The 14,322-nt window shown below is 59.0% G+C and carries 10 protein-coding genes; 3 read left to right on the plus strand and 7 right to left on the minus strand.

What is annotated here, in order from left to right:
* Nucleotides 1–125: 125 nt before the first annotated feature.
* The 5 genes from GYM54_RS20675 to GYM54_RS20695 all read right to left on the minus strand — a co-directional run bounded on the left by GYM54_RS20675 (nt 126) and on the right by GYM54_RS20695 (nt 8,376).
* Nucleotides 126–536 (minus strand): hypothetical protein, encoded by a 411-nt coding sequence (locus GYM54_RS20675; RefSeq protein ID WP_197444502.1) that lies wholly within the window; start codon nt 534–536, stop codon nt 126–128.
* Nucleotides 537–2,645: a hypothetical protein gene (locus GYM54_RS20680; protein ID WP_197444503.1), complete on the minus strand. Its 2,109-nt coding sequence runs from the start codon at nt 2,643–2,645 to the stop codon at nt 537–539.
* Entirely contained in the window at nt 2,638–4,095 is a 1,458-nt protein-coding gene (locus GYM54_RS20685; protein ID WP_197444504.1) for a site-specific integrase, read from the minus strand. The genes GYM54_RS20680 and GYM54_RS20685 overlap by 8 nt, the downstream gene beginning before the upstream one ends.
* Complete coding sequence (locus GYM54_RS20690; RefSeq protein ID WP_197444505.1) at nt 4,088–5,293, minus strand: tyrosine-type recombinase/integrase; 1,206 nt, start codon at nt 5,291–5,293, stop codon at nt 4,088–4,090. Before GYM54_RS20690 ends, GYM54_RS20685 begins: the two co-directional genes overlap by 8 nt.
* Nucleotides 5,294–5,484: 191 nt before the next feature.
* On the minus strand, nt 5,485–8,376 hold the full coding sequence (locus GYM54_RS20695; protein WP_197444506.1) for a ribonucleoside-diphosphate reductase subunit alpha: 2,892 nt from the start codon (nt 8,374–8,376) through the stop codon (nt 5,485–5,487).
* A 940-nt stretch (nt 8,377–9,316) separates the two neighbouring features.
* Here GYM54_RS20695 and GYM54_RS20700 point away from each other — a divergent pair.
* Both GYM54_RS20700 and GYM54_RS20705 read left to right on the plus strand, forming a co-directional pair.
* Nucleotides 9,317–10,039, plus strand: a complete 723-nt coding sequence (locus GYM54_RS20700) for a winged helix-turn-helix domain-containing protein (protein WP_197444507.1) — start codon at nt 9,317–9,319, stop codon at nt 10,037–10,039.
* Nucleotides 10,036–11,637 carry an ATP-binding protein gene (locus GYM54_RS20705; RefSeq protein ID WP_197444508.1) on the plus strand — a complete coding sequence of 534 codons (1,602 nt, stop codon included), beginning with the start codon at nt 10,036–10,038 and terminating at the stop codon, nt 11,635–11,637. Before GYM54_RS20700 ends, GYM54_RS20705 begins: the two co-directional genes overlap by 4 nt.
* Nucleotides 11,638–11,833: 196 nt before the next feature.
* On the opposite strand, the gene GYM54_RS20710 is transcribed toward GYM54_RS20705, so the two are convergent.
* Nucleotides 11,834–12,550 carry a 4'-phosphopantetheinyl transferase gene (locus GYM54_RS20710; protein WP_197444509.1) on the minus strand — a complete coding sequence of 239 codons (717 nt, stop codon included), beginning with the start codon at nt 12,548–12,550 and terminating at the stop codon, nt 11,834–11,836.
* Nucleotides 12,551–12,597: 47 nt separating this feature from the next.
* Nucleotides 12,598–13,506 (minus strand): HTH-type transcriptional regulator ArgP, encoded by a 909-nt coding sequence (locus tag GYM54_RS20715; RefSeq protein WP_197444510.1) that lies wholly within the window; start codon nt 13,504–13,506, stop codon nt 12,598–12,600.
* A 123-nt stretch (nt 13,507–13,629) separates the two neighbouring features.
* On the opposite strand from GYM54_RS20715, the gene GYM54_RS20720 reads away from it, so the two are divergent.
* Nucleotides 13,630–14,256, plus strand: coding sequence for a trimeric intracellular cation channel family protein (locus GYM54_RS20720; RefSeq protein ID WP_197444511.1), 627 nt, complete (start codon nt 13,630–13,632; stop codon nt 14,254–14,256).
* Nucleotides 14,257–14,322: the final 66 nt, after the last annotated feature.

Consider the following 14,322-nt stretch of genomic DNA (forward strand, 5'->3'; position numbering starts at 1 on the left):
GCAGCTTCTTGCCGTTCAGAGGCTGTCGTATCAGGCAGGAAGCGTCGCCTATTCACTGAGCCAGCATGTGAGCGGGCTCAATCTGCGGAATATTCGTGCCTGACCTTTCTGCGTGCGTAAGAGCCCTACTTGGTGGCCTTCTTCTCAGCGAGCGGCAAAGGCTTGTCGAGGTCTGTCAGGGATAGACCTCGACGGGTTGCGTTGTGCGCCCAGCGGACGAATTGCTCAAGCAGTTGATTGTTTTCAAGCGTAAGGCGCTCTACGCGCCTCTCTAGTTCGCGTACCCGCTCTGCGGAGAGGGACATGGCGACATTGCCATAGCCGCCGCGAGGGGCGCTCTCATGCACCCTGTCTTTGGCCAGATCCCAGGCTGCTTTAATCCTTGGCTGACGCAGCATGGCCACCTTGGTGTAGGTGTGTCCTATCTCTACTGCCAGCACGGCTAGATAGCGATCCCAGGTTAGCTTGCCTGACCATCCATCAAGCAGCAGGACAGCCTTCTCAATGTCTTTGTCGGTGAGCTTAGGGGCACCCATTTAGAAGAACTCCAATTCAAGCAGGGTGTTCAAGTCGTCAGCAGATTCATCGTCAGGCTCAACGGCGTTGACTATACGTACCGCCTGAGCAAGCCCAGTCTTGGACTGAGAGTGCTCAGGAGGGGGAAGTGTGATGAGCGTGCCATCCGGGGTATCAGGGTCTGTCAGGAGCTCCAGGACAAGCCTCCAGCGTTGCAGGCGGCCTTCGTTGTGCTTGATCCAGCGGGATGCCCCAGGCTCCCCGTTCGCCAAGGCTTGCAGGGCCATCTGGAGGGCTTTCTCATGGATCTCCGTCTGGTATCTCGCCTCAGCCAGATGCTTCGGTTCCCCTTTCACCACGGCATGTTCTCCGCACATGGTGCAGTCCTTGTCCTTCGGGCAAGGCGTCAGCGCGTAGTCGTGTCGGCAGATGCCGTACCGGGTGCTATGGATGGCTCCCAGTTCGATCTTGAGGGCCTGGCTCTGCGTTAGGCCGTTGTTCTCGGCCATGGCCCTAGCTTTATCTGCGATGGGCCCTTGCACGCTCAATTCAGGAGCGTTATCGCCGAGCTTGGTGTAGGCCTCAATGAAGGCTTCCTGTGGCAGATGGTCGTACCAGGCGTTCTGGGTGATGTGCTTGCGTCCAGACCAGAAGGCAATCAGGGATTCCGACAGGTGCTTGGACTGGGCCAGGGTGTTCAGCAGGTGTCTGAACTGGTGCGTCGTGATGGCGATAGGGCTGCCATCCTTGTGCGTCATGCCATTGCGCGAGAACACGGTTACCCCGGCTGGGTTGGCTCCCAGCTGGTTGTTCAGCATGTTGGTGGTAATGGTTGAGGGCACGTTCATGAAGGCCTCTACATTTGGCCTTAGTGCGTGCTCAGGAATCAGGAACAGCGCCTCATGCCACATCAGACCTGACTCCCCATCCAGAATTGGGAACGTGGCTGGCAGCTTCGTCAGAACAGTTTTCTCCAAGGAGTCCCAGCTAAACAGGGAGGTGCCACGAGTGCCGCTCAGCTCATCCACGCGCTCAGGATCATGGGTTTTCTGGCCCAATGGCTCTAGGCCAACCCTTCTGGCATGGCCGCTCTGGATAGTGGTTTGCCGGCCTAGGATAAGGCTCGCCTCCCGCAGCGTAAGCGGCTGGCCTCGCAGGTGTTCAAGGCCAGGAGGCAGGTAAAGCTGGCCGGGGTTTTCCGCATACCACTTCGCTGCTACGCGGGCACTTGCACCCAGTTCAGTGAAGAACTTCACAGCCGCTCTGGCGATATCTTCCGAAGCATCCGAAGTAGAGAACTTGGTCATTGGAGAGCCGCCTTTTGCGGGCCTCCATGATATCCCCATCATCTCTCCGTCATTGCCCTGCGCAGATGTAATGCAATCGACGGGAAGTGTCAGTATTTCTGATACCCGGCTAGGTGCAAACATTGCCAGCGAAACAAACCCTGTGACGATGTTGTCAGGCAGGCTTTTAGATTCATGGTGGATTTTTGCCAAGTCCAGAATCGACTGAATGTTAGGGAGTTTAGAGGTGTTCTCCTCTCGCATGGTCGGATCAAGTCGATCATTTCGTGTTGGTTGCTGGTATTGGATCGACGACTTCCAAGAGAGGTTATGGTTAACCAGTCTTGCCGGAATGATGATGTCATTGACAATGCGCTCTAGGCACCTACCAACCGTCCACGCATCCTTAAAGCGATCCCGGAGAAGATTCGACGCTTCATCCAATATGTTGGCGTTTACCCTCGTTACGCATGGTTCCAAATTGGCATCAAGCAAAGCTTGCTCGATGGCTTGCAGGGCATAAAGAAAACGCCTGTATTCTTGAAGCTTAAAGCGCCTCATGATTTCGCTAAAGGTGGATTTGGCGAACTCAAGGAACGGCATATCAAAGGGTGTCTCGACCTTGGATTTGTTGCCCGACTCATCCCTTAGCGATTTGAAGTGGGCGATCTTCTTAGTCCGACCCTGGTTGCGCCCAATCAGAAAGGTCGAGATATCCCAGCTATTATCCGCCCAAACAATGTTTACAAACGGACAGTTATCTATCGCATGGCGATTGAAGTCGCTCAAGTTCTGATTGGCTGTAAGGTCGGCCTTGCCAGAAAAATAAATCAACTCACCCATTGTTATTGTCATCCGTCGTGGAGCGCTTTGAATCGCGGGCGATAATGATTTCGTTAATGGCCGACATAGCGTTGTGGTTGATCTCGCGAATCCGATCATCCTTTTCCATGTCTTGATCGGCCTTCAGCGAGGCCATCAGTGTCTCCCATGGGGCGTCGATCAGGGGCTCAAAGTGATGGCAGTACAGGCACGCAATGGGCGCATTTTGATGACACTCAGCGCGGGTGCCGCAAGCGCCCACTGTCTGGCCCGTAAGTCGCAGGAAGTCAGCAATGACTGAGGTATCGTCACCAGCTCGCGTCGACTCGTCGAGGGATGTGATGAGGCGCCCCTGGAAGGCCCTTGCAAAGAACTCCATCTCCTTCCCAATAGCCTCGCGGATGGGGTTCTGGAGCTGAGGCATGGAGGCGCGGTAGAACTGGATGCAGCTTGTGCTCCTGTGCGTCAGGAGCCTTGCCACTTCAAAGTCGGATGCGCCATGGGCTAAGGCTCGTGTAGCTAGGGTGTACCGGAAGCGGTAAGGGGTGATAGGGACTCTTTGCTCCAGTCGATTTGAATAGGTATTCAATCGGCTCAGTGTTTTAATTAGTCGCTTGCCAATAGCGTCTGGCGCGCCATCAAAGAGCTTCGATTCGTTGGATTCATCGTTTTTGCTCTCTAGGTAGTTGATTAAGCACTCAGCCAGAACGGTAGGGGCGCGTCTCAGCCAGTATTCTGTTTTGCCACCGCCTTCACCTTTGGCAAGAGGGATGCGCAAAGTAACCTCTTTGCCCTCGGCTCCTTCAGAAATCTGCACATCAGATCTGACCATGCGCGAAACTTGCACAGGACGAACGCCAGTGCCTATAAAGAACCAGGCAAGAGTATATTCTTCCTGGTTTACTGTGCCCTGAGAGTACGCGTAGTTTAGCTCGCCATGAATGCTGCTCAGCTCTTGATCGGTTAAGGCACCGCTTACAGGGTCGTTTGTGATGAGTGTGAAATAGGCGCCATTATTTTTTTCTTCCCACTTGTGGTTGTTGTTTAGGAAGTCAATAACCTCTGGTGACATCCCATTCAGGCGCTGATCTTTAATTCGTCGCAGTGTCGGAACGATAAAGGCAATGTAGGTGGGTATCTTTGATATTAGGCTGACATGTCTAAGCTGAATGATCCATTCCTGCCCGCAATCCTCTGTCGAGAGCCAATGCAGAAGTGCAACCGTAATAGTAGAGTTGTATTTCAGGCTGTGCGTTGAAAGAGTTCCGCACATCACCTTGAACAATGAATGATGAAAGGGATTGCCTTCATAAAGAATCTCGAAGTGCAGAAGCACTGGGACGCCATCGCTGTTGTGTATGCGAAACGATTCACCCATCTTTACAGTAACTACCCTGCCATCCAGTAAAACCAGCGTGTTTTCTGTGGGGGCTGCGGCTTCACTTCGTTGAGCTAGCAGTTCGTTATTCATCATCTTTCTTTTTGCCTGCCGCTATTTCGTTGGCTAGTTCTTCTGCAATTTGGTCAGATTTCACTCTGATGGTTCTGCGAGAGTAGCGAGCACTCATCTGAGAGTCTTTCTTCCACCCCATCAGGCGGTTCCTTACCTGCTCCTCTTCGTTCTTGGATATGCGCTTCTCAGGCGGGGCCTTATCAACCTTTGTGCTGAACCTGTCATTCCATGTCCGTCTTAGCGCGTGCGGTGCAAAGTCTTCAGGCAGCTCGTGGGCCTTCTTCCTGGCCGTCCTGAAGATGAGATTGATCGTGTCCGCGCAGATGTGGCGCCCCTCTGCGGTGGTAAAGAGGTAGCCGTGGGCCCGCTGCCTGGCAGGGATTTTCGACCAGTGCTGAAGGACGAAATGGTGAAAGGCGAGCGCAGTCGCACTGGAGATTGGAACGGTGCGGGCTTGGGTCTTAGAGACTCGAATGCGCACGCGCTTGTTGGCGTAGTTGACGTCTTCGACCTTCACGAAGCGCAGTTCACTTCGGCGCATGCCGTTGTCGGACAGCATCCGGTACACCAGGTGGTTACGGTGCTTGATGAAGTCTGTGCTGAATGGGTTGATCTCGGCGGAAGGGTCGAATATCTCGTCTGCGAACGCCATCGTGACCTCATCCATGCCCTCCAGTGCGTCGCTCTCATCCGCATTGCCGACGCTGGGAATCAGCGCCTTCAGTCGGCGTATGGAGGGGTGTACAGCCTCATCCTTCGCTGTGCCTGGAGCTGGGCGTGGCAGGCCTTGCTCAACCTTTTCCAGCTGATACTCAAGGAAGGCTGCAACGATACGGATTCGATAGGCACCTTCCTCGGCAGAGCAAGCAGTGCGCTCTGAGGCTTTCTGATGGAACCCACCACGCACCTGCTCAAGCCGAACAACCCGCGATGGTAACTCTTCCATACTCAAGGCCAGCTCGCGGTCTTGCGATGGTCTGTCCAGGCGAAGGAAGAAGGCCAGATCCTCGCACTGCTCAATGGATAGGAAGGCTTCTGAGCTGATGGCTGCATGCAGATCAAGCTTTCTGGCGGAGGCCCACAGATAGGCCATGCCAAGCGTTCTGAGCGCTTTCTTGATCGTTGCTGAAGAAGAACCGTTATCGCGGTAATGGAACGTCGCATAGACGTTGGGGAGGAAGAGGGGGCTGCCTTGGTCATCAACCAAGACAGCCATCTCTACTCCATCCGAAGCAGTGAATGAACGAATGGAGAAGGCTTGCAAAGTATACGTTTCCTAGTCATCTGGTGTAATGGCTAGGATTGTAGATTCTGTCTATACCCCCTGTAAACGACTAATGCATAGCGTTTGCAGGGGTTCTAGATAGTAGATCTGGTTGAATGTATACGTTTACATAAGTATCGGTGTCACTGGCAGGCTTCGCAGTCGGGCTCATCGATCGCACACGCCTTTGGGACCGGTGCCGGGCCGGCGGACATTTCTGGGGCTGGCGCGGCTTTCGCCGGTGCGGCGCTGTTGCCGCTATTGCCACCGCTGGACACGGCGTTGAGCTTGCCGGTGTTGACGGTGGACTTCTCGGTGCTGGTCGCGGCCAGGGCACGGAGGTAGTAGGTGGTTTTCAGGCCACGGTACCAGGCCATGCGGTAGGTCACGTCCAGCTTCTTGCCCGAGGCGCCGGCGATGTAGAGGTTCAGCGACTGGGCCTGGTCGATCCACTTCTGGCGGCGGCTGGCGGCGTCGACGATCCACTTGGTTTCCACTTCGAAGGCGGTCGCGTAGAGGTCTTTCAACTCCTGCGGGATGCGCTCGATCTGCTGCACCGAACCGTCGTAGTACTTGAGGTCGTTGATCATGACCGCGTCCCACAGGCCGCGTGCCTTGAGGTCGCGAACCAGGTAGGGGTTGATCACGGTGAATTCGCCCGAGAGGTTCGATTTCACGTACAGGTTCTGGTAGGTCGGCTCGATGGACTGCGATACGCCGGTGATGTTGGCGATGGTCGCGGTCGGTGCGATGGCCATGATGTTGGAGTTACGGATGCCGTTCTTGACGCGGGCGCGAACTGGAGCCCAGTCCAGGGACTCGGTCAGGTCGACGTCGATGTACTTCTGGCCACGCGCTTCGATGAGGATCTGCTGCGAGTCCAGCGGCAGGATGCCCTGGCTCCACAGCGAACCCTGGAAGGTTTCGTAGGCGCCGCGCTCGTCGGCCAGGTCGCAGGAGGCCTGGATGGCGTAGTAGCTGACCGCTTCCATGGACTTGTCGGCGAAGTCGATGGCGGCATCGGAACCGTAGGGGATGTGCTGCAGGTACAGCGCGTCCTGGAAGCCCATGATGCCCAGGCCCACCGGGCGGTGCTTGAAGTTGGAGTTCTTCGCCTGCGGAACCGAGTAGTAGTTGATGTCGATGACGTTATCGAGCATCCGCACGGCGGTGCGCACGGTGCGCTCCAGCTTGGCGGTGTCGAGCTTGCCGTCGACGATGTGGCGCGGCAGGTTGATCGAGCCCAGGTTGCAGACGGCGATCTCGTCCTTGTTGGTATTCAGCGTGATCTCGGTGCAGAGGTTGGAGCTGTGCACCACGCCGACGTGCTGCTGCGGGCTACGCAGGTTGCACGGGTCCTTGAAGGTCAGCCATGGGTGGCCGGTTTCGAACAGCATGGACAGCATCTTGCGCCACAGGTCTTTGGCCTGCAGGGTTTTGTAGTTCTTGATCTTGCCGTATTCGATCAGGGCTTCGTAGTACTCGTAGCGCTCCTCGAAGGCCTTGCCGGTGAGGTCGTGCAGATCGGGTACTTCGCTTGGCGAGAACAGGGTCCACTTGCCGTCGTCGAAGACGCGCTTCATGAACAGGTCCGGAATCCAGTTGGCGGTGTTCATGTCGTGGGTACGGCGACGGTCGTCACCGGTGTTCTTGCGCAGCTCGAGGAATTCCTCGATGTCCAGGTGCCAGGTTTCCAGGTAGGCGCAGACCGCGCCCTTGCGCTTGCCGCCCTGGTTGACCGCAACGGCTGTGTCGTTGACTACCTTCAGGAAGGGCACGACGCCCTGGGATTTACCGTTGGTGCCCTTGATGTAGGCGCCCAGTGCGCGCACTGGCGTCCAGTCGTTGCCCAGGCCGCCGGCGAATTTGGAGAGCAGGGCGTTATCGCGGATGGCGTCGTAGATGCCGCCCAGGTCGTCCGGCACGGTGGTCAGGTAGCAGGAGGACAGCTGCGGACGCAGGGTGCCGGCGTTGAACAGGGTCGGCGTGGAGGCCATGTAGTCGAAGGATGACAGCAGGTTGTAGAACTCGATGGCGCGGGCTTCGCGCTGTTCTTCCTCGATGGCCAGGCCCATGGCGACGCGCATGAAGAAGATCTGCGGCAGTTCGAAACGCACGCCATCCTTGTGGATGAAGTAGCGGTCATAAAGGGTCTGCAGGCCGAGGTAGGTGAACTGCTGGTCCTGCTCGTGGTTGATCGCGGCGCCCAGCTTGGCCAGGTCGTATTCCTTCAGGCGCGGGTCGAGCAGTTCGAACTCGACGCCCTTTTCCACGTAGGCGGGCAGGGCCTTGGCGTAGAGGTCGGCCATTTCGTGGTGCGTGGCGGACTCGGCGACTTCCAGGAAGCTCAGGGCCTCGGCGCGCAGGGTATCCATCAGCAGGCGAGCAGTGACATAGGAGTAGTTCGGCTCACGCTCGACCAGGGTACGGGCGGTCATCACCAGGGCGGTGTTGACGTCGGTCTGCTCAACGCCGTCGTAGAGGTTCTTCAGGGTTTCTTTCTGGATCAGCGCGCCATCGACTTCTTCGAGGCCTTCGCAGGCTTCGGTGATGATGGTGTTCAGGCGTCCCAGGTCCAGCGGCGCCATGCTGCCGTCGGCACGCTTGATGCGGATGCTCGGGTGGGCTTCGACCGGGGCGTCGACCGCGCCGCGCTTGCGCTCCTGGCTGCGGGATTCGCGATAGATGACGTAGTCGCGGGCGACTTTCTGCTCGCCGGAACGCATCAGGGCCAGTTCGACCTGATCCTGGATTTCTTCGATATGGATGGTTCCACCGGAGGGCATGCGGCGCTTGAAGGTAGCGGTGACCTGTTCGGTCAGGCGCTGCACGGTGTCGTGGATGCGCGACGAGGCGGAGGCATTGTTGCCTTCCACTGCGAGAAACGCCTTGGTGATGGCGACGGTGATTTTGTCATCGGTGTAGGGGACGACTGTACCGTTGCGCTTGATCACGCGCAGCTGGCCCGGCGCGGTGGCGGCCAGGTCCAGCGTGCTGTCGGCGTGTGGGTTCTCGCGAATGGACTCGTTCTGCATGGGGTCTCCGGATTCTCTCTGTCTCTAACGCGTTAGTGTCAGGCCTGCTTTATGAGCGGCCTTTTCTCGAACTGAGTGTCTCGAATTACATGTTTCGTATTGCATGAACCATGCCCCGGCGAACCGGCCCATGGGTGACCCAAAACTGGAAACGATCCGGCACCAGGGGTGGCGAATCGAATGTGCCGAAGCATAGTCAGGCGTTGTGAAGTTCACAACCTCAAAACACAACATGTAGTGTGATGCGTTTGGCGCATGCGCTACCGCTGGGCTTGAGCAAAATCAACGTTGGACGCGGCAGCATCGCGATCTGCGGCGGCGATCTATCGCGCCAGGTGCGGGCGCGAGCCGGGTACAAAACAGAGCGAATTATTTAGCTTGCTTTTTTCGGCGTTTGTGTCTGTTTGTCTTTTGACACCCAATATATGGGGTTAAAAGCGCCTGGAGCGACACGATAGTGGGGGTTCAGGCACAGCGCAAGGCGCCCAAAATGAACAACCTGTGGATAAGATGTGGGTGAACTGTGCGCGATCGAGGCGCAGCCCGCGCCGTTTCGGGGCTACGCAAGGTTCGGATGAAAGGCGTGCTCAAGTGTGTTTTCAGATGCCTGGCTCTGTTGAATGCAAAACACTATATGTGGTGTTTTGTCAAAGGCGGATTCATTGCGTTTAGCGGCTGCGAGGCGGGTGATTTGACGGAGCGGGCGTGAATACTGGCCTTTTGCCTAGGGCTCCGTGGGCGCAGAGATGTGAAGGCCGCTGCGAAGTAGCCGCTACCACACGTGTAGCGCTCATCGCTGATCGGAGCCCGGCCAAACGAAGGCGTTTTCATGGGAGTGGCTATGCGCGGATCGGGCAGTCAAGCGGAGCACGTCTGCCGCTGCCATCTGCAAGTGCCCTGACGCTACAATGCTGGCCGGTGTCTGGGGGAGGGCGCGTTGGTGGATCAAGAGTCTTGGAACATCCTGATTGTCGAAGATGACCAGCGGTTGGCCGAGCTGACCCGCGACTATCTTGAGGGTAACGGCTTGCGGGTTTCCATCGAAGGGGATGGCGCCCTGGCGGCCGGACGCATCATCGATGAACGCCCCGACTTGGTGGTACTCGACCTGATGCTGCCCGGCGAAGACGGCTTGTCCATTTGCCGCAAGGTGCGCCATCGCTATGACGGCCCGATCCTGATGCTCACCGCCCGTGCCGATGATCTCGATCAGGTGCTCGGTCTGGAGATCGGTGCGGATGATTACGTCTGCAAGCCGGTGCGTCCGCGGCTGTTGCTGGCCCGGATTCGTGCATTGCTGCGCCGACGCGAAGGCGTTGAAGTAGCTGCGGCGGCCAGCAGCAAACGGCTGCAATACGGCCCTCTGGTCGTGGACAGCGCGCTGCGCGAGGCCTGGTTGCGAGGCGAGGGCATCGAGCTGACCGGTGCCGAGTTCGATCTGCTCTGGCTGCTGACCTCCAATCCCGGGCGGATCATGTCCCGGGAACAGATCTTCGCCGAATTGCGTGGAATCGAATACGACGGGCAGGATCGTTCCATTGACGTTCGTATTTCGCGCATTCGTCCGAAGATCGGCGATGACCCCGATCACCCACGCCTAATCAAAACGGTTCGCGGCAAGGGCTATCTGTTCGTATCCGAAGCGGCTGAAGCGCTGCAGTGAACTCGATTTTCCTGCGCATCTATGGCGGCGTGCTCGTCGTGCTGGTGCTCGTCGGGCTGCTGGGCGTCGGTGGCGTAAGTCTGCTCAACGAGGCACGCGCCGATCGGCACCGCGAGATGCTCGCCAGCGGGACCTTTCGCCTGATGGCGCACAACATGAGCGGCATGACACCCATCGAACGGCGCCAGGCAGCCAATCTCTGGGGGCGCCTGCTGGGAATTCCGCTGCGAGTTCGTACCTTGGAAGACGTCAGCCTGGAGAGCCGCCTGGAAGCCCGGCTCTTGCGCGGTCAGGTGTTGGTGGAGCAAATGCGCCCGCACAGCGTGACGGTTTATTCCCTGGTCAGCGCCGAGGATCGCCTGGTGCTGACCGGTGAGGTGGAGCAGCTCAGCGAGCAGCTCGCACGCGCGACCATTTATCTACTGATCGACGAGCTGATCCGCTATCCCGAAGCTGAACAACCTCAGCGTCTTGCCGAATTGAAGAACGCGCGCGGCTTCGGCTACGAGTTGCGGCTGCTGACCCGTGACAATGCCAGCCTCGATGACGATCAACGTCGCCGACTGGACGAAGGCGACACCGTAATGGCGCTGGTCCGTGGCGGCGAGGCCGTTCGGGTGTTCGCCGCTATTTCCGGAACGCCCTGGATCATGGCGTTGGGGCCGTTGCACCCGATGAACCCTTACCCGCCGCAATTGCTGGTGCTGATCGGCGTGCTGGGGCTGTCGCTGATCGGGCTGATGGTCTATTTGCTGGTGCGCCAACTGGAACGGCGACTGCGTGAAGTGGAAAGCGCCGCCTCGCGCATCGCTGGAGGGAATCTGGAGGCACGTGTGCCGGGTGCCGGGACGGATTCGGTCGGGCGGCTGGCGAAGGCGTTCAACGGCATGGCCAGCCACCTGCAGCGCCTCCTGGCCGTGCAGCGGGAAATGGTCAGCGCGGTGGCCCACGAGCTGCGCACGCCGGTCGCGCGGCTGCGTTTCGGCTTGGAGATGGCCGGCTCGGCACCGACCGCGGATGCTCGGGCGCGGTATCTAGCGGACATGGATGGCGATATCGACGACCTCGATCGTCTGGTGGACGAGATGCTGGTCTATACGCGTCTCGAGCGCGGATCGCCTGATCTCACCTTCCAATCGGTCGATCTGAGTGCTCTGGTCGATCAAGTGATCGGAGAGCTGGCGCCGCTTCGGCCTGACGTTCTGGTCGAGCGCGGACCGTGCGTGCCGGCTGAGGATGGCAGCAGTGTCGCCGAGGCCGAGTTTCATTATCTGCGTCGCGCCTTGAGCAACCTGATCACCAACGCCATGCGCCACGCGGCAACGCGGGTTCAGGTGAGCTTCATCATTGACGCCCAGCGCGCACATCTGGTGGTTGACGACGACGGTTCGGGCGTGCCGGAAGAGGCCTGGGAGAAGATATTCGCGCCATTCATGCGTCTGGACGACAGCCGCACACGTGCTTCCGGCGGGCATGGGTTGGGGTTATCCATCGTCCGGCGAATTTCATACTGGCACGGCGGCCGCTCGCAGATCGGGCATAGCGAATTGGGCGGCGCGCGCTTCAGCCTGGTCTGGCCGCGCAGGCGGCCGGATTAGCAGAGCGCTGCGCTGAGGTGATCAATGCGTTCGCGGGACGGGCATCGCTCCGCTTAATTTCACTCGGGCCGGGTATTTCACGCCGCTGGACGAGCACGTTCGTCCCTACAGTTGGATCATGCGCATCGTTGGTTTTTGTTGGGTCGAATTTATTCGATCAAGCTCGATAGGAAGGGTATCGCTGCGCTCGATGCTCCTACGAGGCGGGGATGCTGACCAGGCTCAGCAGATAGTCTTCGAACTGCACGAATTGGCCCTCGAGTTCAGCACCGGCCTTCCATTCATCCGAGAGATCGCTGAGCAGGCGCAGGCGGGCGTGACCGTCGGCGTCGTGATGGATGAGCTCGGCTTCCTGAAAGTAGAAGCGCGTTTTAACCAGCGGATAGAGCGCCTTGAACAGGCTCTCTTTGATGGAAAAGGTCAGCGTCACGCGTAGCGCCCGCTGTGAGTCGTCCAGCGCTGCATAGCCTTGCAGTTCACGCGGCGTGAGGATCTCTCCGGCCAAACGGTCGGCGCGGGTGACCGGCAGCAGTTTTTCCACATCAAGCCCGAGCCCGCGCCAGTGATCGCTTCGCGCCGCGACGACTGCGGCCCAGCCGGCACCGTGAGTAATGGAGCCAACCACGCCGGTTGGCCAGCAAGGCGATCGATCCTCGCTAACGGCGGGAATGCCCGGCACGCCGGTCACCTTGCGCAGGGCCTCGGAGGCACAGATGCGGCCGGCGAGAAATTCGGTCTGGCGTTTGCTCACCGCGGCCATCGCCGGCAAGCCCCAGCGGGTAAAGTCCTCGGGATCGAGCAGCCCGGGATCGAAGCGGGTGCTGAGCAGGTGCACGCCGGGGAGGGGGTGCGGGAGTGGCCAATGTTCGCTCAGCGGGGAGCAGCAGGCGGGATGTTGGGGCGGGCAGTTCATGGGCGCTAGTGTGCCTCAACCGTCGATACGAGCGCAGGGCCGACGCGTCATGCTCGTGGCTCGGTCGGTCGCGCGAGGATCATAGGCGCCGCTTCGATGATCTGCCGCGACAGGTTTTCCATCCGTGGCGACTGCACTTTCCAGGTATGCCAGTACAGCGGAATATCCAGCGGCGCCTCCGCAGCCAGATCGACTACTTCACTTTGCGCCAGCGCATCGTGCAGCAGCAGCTCCGGAACCATACCGTAACCCAGGCCGTAGCGGATCGCGCTGAAGTGGGGCTCGGCGCCGGGCACGTAATGGCAGGGATAGGCGCGTTCCGGCAAGCCCAGTTGGCGCAGCAGGAAAGATGAAGAAAGGCGGTCCTTGCGCGTATAGGCGACCACGGGTGCCTTGCGCGCGGCGTTGCGATTCAGCCCGTTGGGAAAGTACCGCTGGCAAAACTCGCGGGACGCCACCAGGCGATAGCGCATGCTGCCCAGCGGGCTAGCCGTGCAGCCGCGCATCGGTTTGGGTTCGGTGCTGATGCAGCCGATCGCCAGGCCGGTTTCCAACAGGTTGTAAGTGTGATCCTGATCTTCGATGGTCAGGTCCAGCAGCACGTGCTCGCGAATCAGCACCTCGGCCAGCGCCGGGAAGAACCAGGTTCCCAGGCTGTCGGAATTGAGCGCGGCGACCACCATTAGCGGCGCGTCGCTGCGCTCGTCCAGGTCCGCAAGCAGGTCGGCTTCGAGCATGCTGGCGCGCTTGAGGTATTGCAGCAATCGCTGGCCGGTCTCGGTGGGGCGGCACGGTCGGCTGCGCACCACCAATGCATTGCCCAGTGCGCTTTCCAGAGCGCGAACCCGCTGTGAAATCGCCGGTGGTGTCAGGTGCAGGCGTAGCGCAGCCTGTTCGAAACTGCCGGTCTTGATTACCGCTCGGAAGGCTTCGGTCTGCTTCGGATCAAGATTCAAGCTGTGGCTCGCTGATTAAGTAAATATTTGTATAGCCTACTTTTACTTAGCCATGCCAATTAAGTTCGCGTCTGCCCCATAATTGCGCATCTTCTGCCTGTCCCGCCCTGTTGGAGTTGCCCCGTGACGCTGTTGCATATCATCTATCTGGTCGCCATCACTGCTGAAGCCATGTCCGGCGCGATCATGGGCATGCGTCGCGGCATGGACCTGTTCGGTATTTGCGTGCTGGGCACGGTGACGGCGCTGGGCGGCGGCACGGCGCGCGACGTACTGCTCGGGCACTATCCGATCGGCTGGATCGCCAATCCCGAATATCTCGGCTTCACCGTCGGCGCGGCCATCGTCACGGCGATGGTTGCACGGCACATGCATCACCTGCGGCAGGTATTTCTGCTGGTCGACGGCCTGGGTCTGGTGGCTTTCACGGTGATCGGTTGCGGCGTTGCGATGGAAATGGATGTGCATATGTCGATCGTCGTGCTGGCTGGTGTGATCACTGGCGTATTCGGCGGGCTGTTGCGCGACATCCTGTGCAATGAGGTGCCGATGGTGCTGCAGCGCGAGCTGTACGCCACGGTGGCGTTGTTCACGGGTGTGCTCTACGTCGGCCTGCTGTGGCTGGGTATCGGCAACTCCATCGCCTCGGTTGCTGCGCTCTGTGCCGGCTTCCTGTTCCGCGTCCTGGCGATGACATTTCAGTGGAAGCTTCCCGATTTCCAGGGCCGCGACATCCGCGGTCTGGATTGATGGCGGGCTGATCCGGTGAACGCCGCACGCTCCGTCGCCAGACGGCTCTGGTAGGCAGATTCCCTT

Source organism: Pseudomonas sp. MTM4, from assembly GCF_019355055.1.
GTDB lineage: Bacteria > Pseudomonadota > Gammaproteobacteria > Pseudomonadales > Pseudomonadaceae > Stutzerimonas.